The organism is Candidatus Rickettsia mendelii (assembly GCF_057543435.1).
Genome location: NZ_BTGX01000024.1, coordinates 41,192 through 52,571, shown reverse-complemented (window position 1 = coordinate 52,571; position 11,380 = coordinate 41,192). Strand labels below are relative to the sequence as shown.

The following is an 11,380-nucleotide window of genomic DNA, read 5'->3' as shown; positions in this document are numbered from 1 at the left end:
AATCCTTAGCAGTTATAGAAGAGATAAAAAAACTCTATAACTATAGTAAGATAGAGGAAGCAGAAGTAATTATCATAATAGGAGGGGATGGAGAATTATTACATAATATCCACCGTTATATGCATCTTAATGTGCCTTTTTATGGAATTAATTTAGGTAGCCTAGGATTTCTTATGAATCCTTTAGATACTAAAAATTTATTACAAAATATACATGAAAGTACAGCCTCTATCCTAAACCCTCTTCTTATGCAAGCTGAAGATACTGATGGTCATATACATAATGCACTTGCTATTAATGAAGTATCAATATTTCGTAAAACTAATCAAGCTGCTAAATTTAGAATTGAAGTAAACAATATAGAAAGAATGAGTGAATTAGTAGCAGATGGTGCATTGGTTGCCACACCAGCAGGAAGTAGTGCCTATAATCTTTCGGCAGGTGGTCCTATTTTGCCTCTTGAATCAAACATGCTATGTCTAACTCCAATATGCTCATTCAGACCACGTAGATGGCATGGCGCTTTATTGCCCTCATTTGCTACAGTTAAATTTGAAATATTTAATACAAAAAAAAGACCAGTAAATGCTACTGCTGATTTCCAGGAGTTTACCAATATAAAATTGGTGGTTGTAAAATCTGCTAAAAATAAACCTATTAAACTCCTATTTAATAAAAATCATACCCTTGAAGATCGAATTATCAAAGAGCAATTTGGAGGATGGTAAAAATATCCATGTTATCTTATTAAAAAAGATTACTATATTTCTTTAAAGTAAATATACTATGTATAAATTCTTATTTTAAATAATTAAGTCATAGTTACTCAGGTCTCCTCAAGTTTTAAAAAATAAATCAAACCAAGATAAAAATATTTTATAGTTTATATAAATCTTATAGTATTAACCTAAGTTCAATGAGAGAGATATACTCATGTATAGTTGAAAATTTTAAGGTCAACATTTGATTCAATTCTAAAATAAAGATGGTAAAAGAATTATTATCACTAGAAAGGTTGACGTAAGTTAATGGCTGCAGATAATGTTCCTTCATCCAAGTAGTCAAGCTCGCCTCCAATAGGTATACCGCTAGCTAGGCGAGAAATTTTAGCCGGATGTTCTTTTAAGTATTCTGTAATAAAATAAGCGATAGTTTGTCCTTCTAAAGTAGAATTAGTAGCAATAATAACTTCTTCAACATTTTCTGCAAAACATCTCTTAAGCAGTTCTGGCAACCGTAATATAGCCGGATTTTGTCTACTAGCTGCCGACAGATTATAACCAAGTACATGATATAAACCTTTAAAATTACCACTACGTTCCATTGCCCATAATTCAGCCACAGTCTCTACTATGGCAACAACTGACTTATCTCTACATTCAGAAGAACAAATACGGCAAATATTTGCTGTATCCATATTACCGCAAATCTCACATTTCACTATTTTTTTATCTATCTCTATAAGATTATTAATAAGGTTCTTTAACCTTATATCTTTATCTTGTAATAGATAAAGTACGATACGCCTTGCCGACCTACTACCAAGCCCTGGCAATTTAGAAAAAATATAAATTAGCTGATCTATTTCATTTGTTTCATTCATAGAAATATTAAGACTTAATAACTACAGTTCTAGCTATTTTATCATGCAATGCTTGCTTTCGAGAAGAAAAAAGTATAAAAAAAATTCCGATTGGAAAAGTCATATACCCTAAGAATCTTTTAACTAACTGTCCTAAAGTTGGACGATTTAATGTTACAGCATCTACTATTTTCATACGCATAAACATTTTACTAAGAGTTGCGCCTTTATAGTGCCAAAACCCTAAAAAATAGGAACCTATTACTAATAAATTAGTAGCAAAAATTGAAATATTAAATAAAATATATTTGTTAAAATTTCCTGCTTTAAGATATTCATAAAAGTTCCGACTCATAACAGCACTTAGTATTTCATTAGGATTATGAAGGTTAATATTATTGCTAAGAAAATAATCATTAAAGAAAAACCCTAACAAATTAAAAGAACAAAATTGCGATATTGGTATTGCTATAAAGGCAAATAATGATAAATCAAGTGCTGTAGAAAAAATTCGTGCTATAAAATCAGGATAAATAATTTGCTTTTTCATTGCTGATTACTTTTATTTTATGTTAAATACTATAATATATATTCAAAATAAATACGTCCTATGTCATTTCAAGCAAGAATCTAGTAAATATAAAAAACAAGTTTTTTGTGTTTATATTCCATATATTAAGATTGCTTACCCTAGAATGACATAAAAATATATGAACCAACTTACTCTACAATATTTATGGAACAATTTGAAGCACATAGTTTATTATTTGTTGATAGTTTTGTCTCAAACCTTGTTATTGGTTTTCAGCGTGAATTAATATTTCACTCTATGAAAATGTTTGGGAATTATAATAGTTTAATAATGTTTATAATAGCTACTGGTGCCTCTCTTAGCAGTAACTCCATAAATTATATTTTTGGCAGAATGGTTTTAAATATCTTTAATACTTCTAAAAATGAACAAAATATTATTAAATATAAATATTTAACAAAGCTTTATGTTAAATATGATACACTAATACTTTTCTTAATAGCGTTCCCTTTTTGGGGGAGTTTTATTTCTTTATTTTCTGGTTTTTTCAAAACAAAATTTCCAAAGTTTTTAAGCATTTGTTGTTTAGCAAAAATATGTTATTATGCTCTAAGTCTTGTGTCTGAAATTTAAATTATTTATATTTAAAAGTGTTTAAAAGCAAGCTTATAGATTAATATTATTATAATTTATGAAAAAATTAACTAAATTAAACTCTCATAGGCAACAAAAATTAGCAAGTATTATAAATGAGGCATTAATTGAAATTTTACAGCGTGGTAAAACACTTGATGCTAGACTTTTCAATTGTCCTCTTACTATAACAAAAATTATAGTTACCACCGACCTAAAAATAGCTAATTGTTATTTTTTGCCTTTTAATACTAAATTAACTGCAATAGAAATTACTGAAGCATTATATAGATCTAAGGGAACTATAAGAAAATTTGTCACTAATAAGATAAATATGAAATTTTCACCAGATATAAGGTTCTGTTACGATCATGGATTTGATAATGCTACAAAAGTAGAACAATTATTAAAAAGTATTAACACTAATAGACAAACAGATTCTGGGAGATAAAATCAATTATTAGAAACAATAATTATCTATTAAAATACTTTTAAAATAAGTGTTAGTAAACAGTAGCATAAATGAAGCTTAATAAAATGTTTTGCAATGATGGAGTTTAAATATCATTTTCAATTATTATGGTGCCATAGTAATTGAAATAATTAATATGTTTTAGTCATTTATTTAAGTCATACTGTAACTTAAATAAATATTCTAGCCATTTAAATAAAAAATTTATTTAAAATAAACCCTTATTTTTATTAAATAACTTTAAAAGATTATTTTTTTATATTAAAATAGCGAAATCATTTTTAATAAAGTAAGTAGAAAATGTCTCCTCAAATAATAGAGTTATTAATTTTTGCCGCTATTGCCTTTTTTATTATTAATAAATTAATTACGATTCTTGGTTCTGTCTCAGAAGATGACCAAACAAAACAAAGGTCTTATTTTGGCGAACCGGTTATTAAAGATGTGACTTATAGTTCAACTAGATCAGATCAAGAAGAAAAAAATATTCCGACAGCTCAAGATATTAAAACCTTTAAAAATATAATAGTAGAACAAAATATAACTGCAGTTGTAAACGGGATGGAAAAGGTACATAAACGCCTTTACTCATTTAATCCTGTTAAATTTATAAATAATGCTAAAGTAGCCTTTCAAATGATTATAGAAGCTGCTTATAAAAAAGATACTCAAGAATTATCTAAATTAGTAGATAAGAGATTTTTAGAGGAATTTGAAAACATAGCTACGTCTTACGGTGATTTTCTTGATTCATCAGCTTTAAGTGCAAAATATTCAGAAATTTATATGTTTGGCAATAACATCTTTATTAAATTATTATTCCAAGGTAAAAATGTAATTGACAAAATCGAATATCTAAAAGAGGAATGGACTTTTACACGTAATGCTAATACCAAAGAAGTTGATTGGTTTTTAACTAATATTGAAAAAATATAATAAATAATTCGCAATGAATAAATTTTCCTATATTATAAATGGCATATTAACAATATGGTGTAGTGTTTTTATGTTTCAAAATCAAGTAATAGCTGATAATCAAATAATTCCTAGAAAAGTTTTATTTGGTAATCCTGATAAAGTAAGAGTTTCATTAAGCTACGATGGCAAATATATTTTATATATTGCACCAAAAGATGGAGTCTTAAATATTTGGCTATCTCCGTCAGACGATCTTAGCAAAGCTGAAGCTATAACTCACGATAAAGGTCGTGGTATTTGGTCTTACACTAAAGCCTATAATAATAAAAATATTTTATATACTCAAGATTTTAACGGTGATGAAAATGATCGAATTTATAGTTATAACATAGAGACAAAAGAAACAAAATTACTTACTCCTGAGCATGGTGTTAGAGCATTTATTCTAGCAACAAGTTATAAAAAGCCAAATGAAATACTAATTGGTTTAAATGATCGTAATCCACAATATTTTGACATTTATAAGTTAAATCTAGATACCTTAGAAAAAGAGCTTATTTATAAAAATGATAGATTTAATGGTTATGTAGCTGATGAAAATTTAAATTTAAGATTTGGTGATTTATTAGATAAAGATGGGGCTGTTGAATATTATGAATTAAAAGACAATGAACCTAAATTATTTACTAAAATACCAATGGAGGATTCTTTCAATACGTTATTACTTGGTTTCGATGCTAGTGGTGAAATTCTTTATATGCTTGAAGGCCGTAATCGTAATACCTCAGCACTTAAAGCTTTAAACTTAAATACGAACAAAACTGAGATATTAGCTGAAAATTCAAAAGCTGATATTAGTTTATTTACGGTACATCCTATAAAACAAACTCCGCAAGCAGTATCTATAGATTATGATGTAGTATCATACAAAGTTTTAGATAAAGATATTGAAAAAGATATTAAATATTTACAAGCACTTGACCATGGTAATCTCATTATTAGTAGCCGTACTCTTGATGATACAATGTGGATAGTAGCTTATGAAAGCGATAATGCACCGATAAAATATTATAAGTATGACAGAGCCAAGAAAAAAGTAGAATTTTTATTTACTAATCGCAAAGCACTTGAGCAATATCAGCTTGCTAAAATGATACCAGTAATTATTAAATCACGTGACGGACTTGATTTAGTTAGTTATATTACTTTTCCAAATGATATAATACTTGATGAAAATCATATTCCCAATAAAAAATTACCACTAATAATTAATGTTCACGGCGGGCCTTGGGCACGTAATCACTGGGGGTATAACCCAGAACATCAATGGCTTGCAAATCGTGGTTATGCAGTTTTAAGTATTAATTATCGTGGGTCAACAGGTTTTGGTAAAAATTTTTTAAATGCTGGAAATTTAGAATATGCAGGTAAAATGCATAATGATTTAATTGATGGAGTAAATTGGGCAATAGAAAATAATATAGCTGATCCTAATAAAGTAGCAATTATGGGAGGAAGTTACGGTGGTTATGCAACGCTAGTTGGTCTTACTATGACACCCGATGTATTTGCTTGCGGGGTTGATGTAGTTGGTATGTCTAATTTATTAACTCATGTACAGTCTAAGGCTCCTTATGTAACTCCTTTATTAAGTATTTATAAAACACGTATTGGTCCTTGGGATACTGAAGAAGAGAAAGAGTTCTTAAGACAGAAATCTCCGATAAACTTTGTTAATAATATTAAAAAACCTTTATTTATAGCGCAAGGTGCTTATGATGTTAGAGTTGTACAATCTGAATCTGATCAAATCGTTAATGCAATGAAAGCAAGACATATTCCAGTAGTTTATGCACTTTATAAAGATGAAGGACACGGCTTTGCAAAACCAGGCAATAGAATATCTTATTATGCTCTTGCTGAACAATTTTTAGCTAAAATTTTAAAAGGAAGAGTTGAACATATTGGTGATGATTTAAAAAATGCTAATTTAATTCTGAATGATAAGGAAAATTTAAGCGCTACAGAAGCAAAAAAAATTATAGATCAGGCAGTTAGTAATTAATGATACAGTTAGATTGTCTAAGCTTAGGAAGCTTAGCATTATTGCATAACTCATAAAATACCTCTAAATGTTATTCTAGATAAAAGTTGTAATCTAACAAAATGTATAAAAACAAATTTTGTCTTACTAAATTACTATTTTATTATTAGAAAGACATCAGGGCCAAAAAAGTAAGCATATAATTTTTATATTTATAATGTAATGGATAGTTTTCTAGAACAGCTTCTAAAATGGTAAACATATACTCTACATAAAGCAACTATCTTACTTGTTTTATTTCTAGTAAGAGTAATGCTCCTTTATAAGAGATAGTATACTACCTATCGATTTATTAAACTAGTAAAAAAGCTGTTAAATTAATATAAATTATAATATTAACTAATGCCGATAAGCTATTTTATTAAATCATCATATAAATTTTTATAGCTTGTTTACTATAAAATCTTTATATGCAGAATTAATCATTAGCTAAAATTTATAAGAACAGCTAGCATATAAAGATAAAGCTAAACATAAATCTAAAAACTAGTCAATTAATTATAGATGAAGCTACTGTAACATTGATAGAAAAATAATCTTAGTTTAGATGAAGCACTCTCTTCTTTACAGTCTAAAAATTAATCGTTATAATACGGTTTAATTATTTAAAAAAATTATTTAAATGAATATTCATGAATATCAAGCAAAAGAGATTTTAAGAAAATATGGTGTGCCTACTCCCACCGGAGTAGTAGTTACAAAAACTGAAAATATTAATGCATTTATTGATGAATTAAATACACAACTATATGTAATTAAGGCTCAAATACATGCTGGAGGTAGAGGTAAAGCTGGCGGTGTTAAAATTGTCAGAAGCAAAGAAGAAGCCAAGAAAGTTGCTCATGATATGTTTGGTATTAATTTAGTAACGCATCAAACAGGTCCACAAGGGCAAAAGGTAAGTCGTATTTATATTGAATCTGGTTGTGATATTTTAAAAGAATACTATTTCAGTATCATATTTGATAGGTCGGCTAGCTGTATCACACTTATAGCTTCTACTGAAGGCGGTGTTGATATTGAAGAGGTAGCGGCTAGAACTCCTAAAAAAATTATCAAATTTTCTGTTGATCCTGCCACTGGTTTACAAAATTTTCATATGCAAGGCATCGCATATGAACTAGGATTCAAAGGTCACCAAGCTAAACAGATGAAAGAAATAGTAAAAGCTACATATAATGCTTTTGTTGAAACAGATGCAGTGCAAATTGAAATTAATCCTTTAATTGTCAAAACTGATGAGGATTTATTAGCCTTAGATGCAAAAATTACTTTTGATGATAACGCACTATTTAAACACCCTAATATCAACGCCATGCGTGATCAAGACGAAGAAGATCCTTTAGAAATTAGAGCGGCAAATGCAGGCCTTAGCTATGTAAAAATGGATGGTAATATCGGCTGTATGGTTAATGGTGCTGGTCTTGCTATGGCTACTATGGATATTATTAAACTGTATGGTGCTACGCCTGCAAATTTCCTAGATGTTGGAGGTGGAGCTAATCGTGAACTTGTAAAAGAAGCTTTGAAGATCATTTTATCTGATAGGGAAGTACAAGGAATTTTAGTTAATATTTTTGGTGGTATTATGCGTTGTGATATTATAGCAGAAGGAATTATTGAAGCTGCAAAGGAAATAGACATAAAAGTACCGTTAGTAGTTCGCTTAGCCGGTACAAATGTTAAAAAAGGTAAAGAAATTTTATCAAATTCTGGTTTAGAAATAATACCAGCACATGATCTTGCTGATGCAGCAAGTAAAATAGTTGAAGCAATAAAGTAATTTAAATTATAAAACATAAATATGGCAATATTAATTAACAAAAAAACAAAAGTAATCTGTCAGGGTTTTACAGGCTCACAAGGAACTTTCCACTCTGAGCAAGCAATAGCTTACGGTACTAAAATGGTTGGGGGCGTTACACCAGGTAAAGGTGGTAGCACTCATCTTGATTTACCAATATATAATACCGTACATGAAGCAAAAGCAAAAACAGGTGCAAATGCTAGTGTTATTTATGTTCCACCTCCTTATGCAGCTGATTCAATATTAGAAGCAATTGATGCAGAAATTGAAATAGTTGTATGTATTACGGAAGGAATTCCAATACTTGATATGATAAAAGTAAAACGTGCTCTTGTCGGTTCTAAAACTAGATTAATTGGTCCTAATTGCCCAGGAGTTATAACACCTGATGAATGTAAAATTGGTATAATGCCTGGGCATATTCATAAAAAAGGATCGGTAGGCGTTGTATCAAGATCAGGTACTTTAACTTATGAAGCTGTTGCTCAAACTACTGAGGTAGGACTTGGACAATCTACATGTGTTGGTATCGGAGGTGATCCTGTTAACGGGACTAATTTTATCGATTGTATTGAGATGTTTCTAAAGGATAATGAGACTCAATCAATTATTATGATTGGTGAAATTGGTGGAGATGAAGAAGAAAAAGCTGCTGACTTTATTAAACAATCAAAAATAAAGAAGCCCATTGTTAGTTTTATTGCAGGTATTACTGCTCCTCCTGGTAAAAGGATGGGACATGCTGGTGCTATTATTGCCAGAGGAAAAGGTACTGCAGAAAATAAGCTTGAATCACTTCAAAGTGCTGGCGTAACGATTGCTAGATCACCTGCTGAAATCGGCAAGACTATGTTAGATTTGCTAAATAACCATAAAAGCAATTGACATCATTTCCCTACCTTGATTGGTGTTATGTTGATCAGTGTACTAACTAGTTGTATTGTACCCGCTGCTATGTGGTGTGTCCCCAAGTAACTTGTAGTAACATTGATCACTAATCTACCCAAAACAATACTTCCCTAGGAAAATTCAGTAAAAATTAAAAACTATATAAAAAAACAAGCCTCTTATATTTTTGTTTTATCAAATTTGTAATTATTCTTGCTGTGACTAAATGATATCAGAGCCACACAACAAAAATATATATTTAAAATAGAAAAGGTTCTTCTTTAAGAGTCTTTATTATCTCTAATTTCTTTAACTATATTTAGTAATTGTGGGAACTCCATTAATCCTGGTATTAATCTTGTATTAATAATATATGCTGGTACTCCTTGGAGTCTAAGGTTTCTAGCTATTTTTATATTTTGAGTAATTAAATCCTTAATTTCACTATTATCAGCAGTTTCTTCAATTTCTATAGCATTTAAGCCATTCTCAGCCAACAACTCTTTTATAGATTCTTTAGAAATATTTTTTATTTTCATTAATTCATCATGAATAACTTTAAATTTATTTGAATTAATCTTGTAAACTGCTAAAGCTATTCTTGCAAGATACTCGGAAGCATCTCCAAGTATAGGAAGTGGTCTTAATAAAACTTTAACTCTTTGAGCATTTTGCAATAATTCATTTATAGAAGCATCACCTTTTTTACAAAAAGAACAGTTGTAATCATAAAAAGCAACTATTGTTATATCACCGTCTTTATCACCTATAATAGGGAACCTCTGACTATCTTCAATATCTATTTTATTATCCTTAAGATAGTTATTAACCTTATTCTTATTTTCCTGTACTTTACGTTTTTGTAAACCTTCTATTGATTCTATTATTACTTCAGGAGTATTAAGTAAATATTCTTTGATAATCTTTTTTACTCGTTCTTCTTCACATCCTTGTGCTTCTTCATTTTGTTTAACTGCTATAGAAACAGATTGTGTAGAATAAGTTTTTATCGTTTTGAAAACAAATAAAATTCCTGTAATAACTACAAATATCACCAATATTTTAGCCATAATATGTTGCATAAATAACCTTTAAATTTTATATCATTTTTTTATTAATCTACTTTGGTCTCTTTTCCAATCTTTTTCTTTAATAGATTGTCTCTTATCATGTAATTTCTTACCTTTAGCAATACCAAGCTCTATTTTCACTTTATTTTTTCTATTAAAAAACATAGAAAGAGCAACTAATGTGTAACCTTTTATTCTAATTTTACCAATAATTTTCTTTATTTCTCTAGAATGTAATAATAGTTTACGTTCTCTTCTAGTAGAATGGTTAAATCTGTTCGCGTTTTCATATTCTGCAATATGGCTATTATACAAAAATATCTCATTTTGTTTATCTGCTGCATGACTTTCTTCTATAGAAGCTTTACCTTGGCGCAGAGACCGAATTTCACTACCTTTTAATACAATACCTGCTTCTAACCTTTCTTCAATAAAATAATTGAAAAGAGCTTTCTTATTTTGTGTAATAATTTTTTTATATTCACTCATAACTTGATGGATAGTGATGTTATAACTTCTTCAATTTCTTTTTTCGTTTTATCACTTGCTTCAGTTAAAGGTAACCTAATTTCATTCTCACATAAACCTAAATAGTAATATGTGTATTTTACTGGAATCGGATTAGACTCTATAAATAATGCTTTATATAAAGGCAGTAGTCCCTGATGGATTTCAAGCGCTCCTTTAATATCACTATTATAGCATTTTTCTAATAACTCTTTACATAATTTCGGTACAATATTAGAAGCTACAGAAACCCATCCTACTCCGCCTTGGGCATGATAAGCTAAAGCTATATCATCATTTCCAGTTAAAAGGTTAAAATCCTCTTTGACTGCTGCCTTAATTCGCATAGGACGTTCTAAATCTATTCCACAATCCTTCAATGCTATAATACGTGGCAATTGAGCAAGTCTAAATATTGTTTCATCAGCAAAATCTATTGCACTTCTAGTCGGCGCTGAATATAACATAATAGGTAAATTGCTTGCTTCATGTATAATTTCAAAATGCTTATAAATCCCTTCTTGTGTAGGCTTCAAGTAAGATGGTATGCTCGCCATAAAACCATCAACCCCAATTTTTGTAGATTTTACTGCAAGATCTCTTGCATGAGCAGTATTATTAGATGAACATCCACTTATTATGGGAATACGTTTATTAATGATTTCTACACTAGTTTGTAATAATAATTGATACTCTTCTAAACTTAAACTACTGCCTTCACCAGTTGTGCCTGCTAATATTATTGCATCAACTTTTCCATCAATTTGTCGTTTAAGAACTTTTTCAAGCGATTCTAAATCTAATTTATTATTTTTAAAAGGTGTTATAATTGCAGTAATTAAACCTTTAAATATATTATGCATAATT

At 29.2% G+C, this 11,380-nt stretch carries 12 protein-coding genes; 7 read left to right on the top strand and 5 right to left on the bottom strand.

The annotated features are described in order from the left end of the window. The coding region (locus AC27F4_RS04310; protein WP_487062411.1) for an NAD kinase at positions 1-728 on the top strand (728 nt) is incomplete at its 5' end. Positions 729-1,006: 278 nt separating this feature from the next. Here AC27F4_RS04310 and recR read toward each other — a convergent pair. Beyond that, positions 1,007-1,603, bottom strand: coding sequence for a recombination mediator RecR (gene recR, locus AC27F4_RS04305; RefSeq protein WP_487062409.1), 597 nt, complete (start codon positions 1,601-1,603; stop codon positions 1,007-1,009). 7 nt (positions 1,604-1,610) lie between these two features. Beyond that, positions 1,611-2,132 carry an RDD family protein gene (locus AC27F4_RS04300; RefSeq protein ID WP_487062407.1) on the bottom strand — a complete coding sequence of 174 codons (522 nt, stop codon included), beginning with the start codon at positions 2,130-2,132 and terminating at the stop codon, positions 1,611-1,613. 186 nt (positions 2,133-2,318) lie between these two features. On the opposite strand from AC27F4_RS04300, the gene AC27F4_RS04295 reads away from it, so the two are divergent. The 6 genes from AC27F4_RS04295 (at position 2,319) to sucD (ending at position 8,933) form a co-directional block, all read left to right on the top strand. Further along, positions 2,319-2,747, top strand: coding sequence for a VTT domain-containing protein (locus tag AC27F4_RS04295; RefSeq protein WP_487062405.1), 429 nt, complete (start codon positions 2,319-2,321; stop codon positions 2,745-2,747). A gap of 58 nt (positions 2,748-2,805) precedes the next feature. Continuing rightward, on the top strand, positions 2,806-3,198 hold the full coding sequence (rbfA, locus tag AC27F4_RS04290) for a 30S ribosome-binding factor RbfA (protein WP_487062403.1): 393 nt from the start codon (positions 2,806-2,808) through the stop codon (positions 3,196-3,198). A 321-nt stretch (positions 3,199-3,519) separates the two neighbouring features. Next, positions 3,520-4,155 (top strand): Tim44/TimA family putative adaptor protein, encoded by a 636-nt coding sequence (locus AC27F4_RS04285; RefSeq protein WP_487062401.1) that lies wholly within the window; start codon positions 3,520-3,522, stop codon positions 4,153-4,155. A 13-nt stretch (positions 4,156-4,168) separates the two neighbouring features. Beyond that, positions 4,169-6,202, top strand: a complete 2,034-nt coding sequence (locus AC27F4_RS04280; RefSeq protein ID WP_487062399.1) for a S9 family peptidase — start codon at positions 4,169-4,171, stop codon at positions 6,200-6,202. A 661-nt stretch (positions 6,203-6,863) separates the two neighbouring features. Further along, the gene (gene sucC / locus AC27F4_RS04275; RefSeq protein WP_487062397.1) at positions 6,864-8,024 is read left to right on the top strand and encodes an ADP-forming succinate--CoA ligase subunit beta; all 1,161 of its coding nucleotides are present in this window, start codon (positions 6,864-6,866) and stop codon (positions 8,022-8,024) included. A 21-nt stretch (positions 8,025-8,045) separates the two neighbouring features. After that, positions 8,046-8,933 (top strand): succinate--CoA ligase subunit alpha, encoded by an 888-nt coding sequence (sucD, locus tag AC27F4_RS04270; protein ID WP_487062395.1) that lies wholly within the window; start codon positions 8,046-8,048, stop codon positions 8,931-8,933. A 284-nt stretch (positions 8,934-9,217) separates the two neighbouring features. Here the strand turns inward: sucD and AC27F4_RS04265 are convergent, their stop codons facing one another. From AC27F4_RS04265 to dapA, 3 genes are read right to left on the bottom strand one after another with little or no spacing between them, the layout of a single operon-like run. Further along, on the bottom strand, positions 9,218-10,018 hold the full coding sequence (locus AC27F4_RS04265) for a DsbA family protein (protein ID WP_487062393.1): 801 nt from the start codon (positions 10,016-10,018) through the stop codon (positions 9,218-9,220). A gap of 21 nt (positions 10,019-10,039) precedes the next feature. After that, the gene (gene smpB / locus AC27F4_RS04260) at positions 10,040-10,495 is read right to left on the bottom strand and encodes an SsrA-binding protein SmpB (protein WP_487062391.1); all 456 of its coding nucleotides are present in this window, start codon (positions 10,493-10,495) and stop codon (positions 10,040-10,042) included. Next, on the bottom strand, positions 10,492-11,376 hold the full coding sequence (dapA, locus tag AC27F4_RS04255) for a 4-hydroxy-tetrahydrodipicolinate synthase (protein ID WP_487062389.1): 885 nt from the start codon (positions 11,374-11,376) through the stop codon (positions 10,492-10,494). Before dapA ends, smpB begins: the two co-directional genes overlap by 4 nt. Positions 11,377-11,380 lie beyond the last annotated feature (4 nt).

Bases quoted from the DNA above. Each gene is read 5' to 3' on its own strand.
- dapA (WP_487062389.1), bottom strand. From the start codon at position 11,376: ATGCATAATATATTTAAAGGTTTAATTACTGCAATTATAACACCTTTT.
- AC27F4_RS04300 (WP_487062407.1), bottom strand. From the start codon at position 2,132: ATGAAAAAGCAAATTATTTATCCTGATTTTATAGCACGAATTTTTTCT.
- AC27F4_RS04285 (WP_487062401.1), top strand. From the start codon at position 3,520: ATGTCTCCTCAAATAATAGAGTTATTAATTTTTGCCGCTATTGCCTTT.
- rbfA (WP_487062403.1), top strand. From the start codon at position 2,806: ATGAAAAAATTAACTAAATTAAACTCTCATAGGCAACAAAAATTAGCA.
- sucD (WP_487062395.1), top strand. From the start codon at position 8,046: ATGGCAATATTAATTAACAAAAAAACAAAAGTAATCTGTCAGGGTTTT.
- AC27F4_RS04280 (WP_487062399.1), top strand. From the start codon at position 4,169: ATGAATAAATTTTCCTATATTATAAATGGCATATTAACAATATGGTGT.
- recR (WP_487062409.1), bottom strand. From the start codon at position 1,603: ATGAATGAAACAAATGAAATAGATCAGCTAATTTATATTTTTTCTAAA.
- sucC (WP_487062397.1), top strand. From the start codon at position 6,864: ATGAATATTCATGAATATCAAGCAAAAGAGATTTTAAGAAAATATGGT.
- smpB (WP_487062391.1), bottom strand. From the start codon at position 10,495: ATGAGTGAATATAAAAAAATTATTACACAAAATAAGAAAGCTCTTTTC.
- AC27F4_RS04295 (WP_487062405.1), top strand. From the start codon at position 2,319: ATGGAACAATTTGAAGCACATAGTTTATTATTTGTTGATAGTTTTGTC.
- AC27F4_RS04265 (WP_487062393.1), bottom strand. From the start codon at position 10,018: ATGCAACATATTATGGCTAAAATATTGGTGATATTTGTAGTTATTACA.